This is a genomic window from Psychrobacter sp. AOP5-GZ1-6 (genome assembly GCF_052376345.1).
Taxonomy (GTDB): domain Bacteria; phylum Pseudomonadota; class Gammaproteobacteria; order Pseudomonadales; family Moraxellaceae; genus Psychrobacter.
Genome location: NZ_JBQSVP010000394.1, coordinates 1 through 270, shown reverse-complemented (window position 1 = coordinate 270; position 270 = coordinate 1). Strand labels below are relative to the sequence as shown.

1 protein-coding gene is annotated in these 270 nt (G+C 44.8%); it reads right to left on the bottom strand.

The window, feature by feature from the left end:
* Positions 1-270, bottom strand: a 270-nt coding sequence (locus ACT3RN_RS16345; RefSeq protein ID WP_444518908.1) for a transposase, incomplete at both ends; no start/stop codon positions are given.

The window sequence follows — 270 nt, the reverse complement described above, 5'->3', positions numbered from 1 at the left end:
AAGCTCTCCAAACACCGTTTCAACCAAAGAGCGATGATTGAGTAGTGCCTCATCCATAGGCTCAAGTAATTGGGGTTTCATATTACGCCGAAGTTTGGTTATCAACGTGGTATCATTGTGTTTTGTGAGCCACTCGTTTAGGGCTTTACTGATATAGCCTCTATCCCCAAACACCTTGCCAAACACAGGCGTTGCCATATCCTTAACAGGCACTCTGTCATCCGTATTACCCGCAGTGACTTTAACAGATACAAGCTCGCCCTTATGATT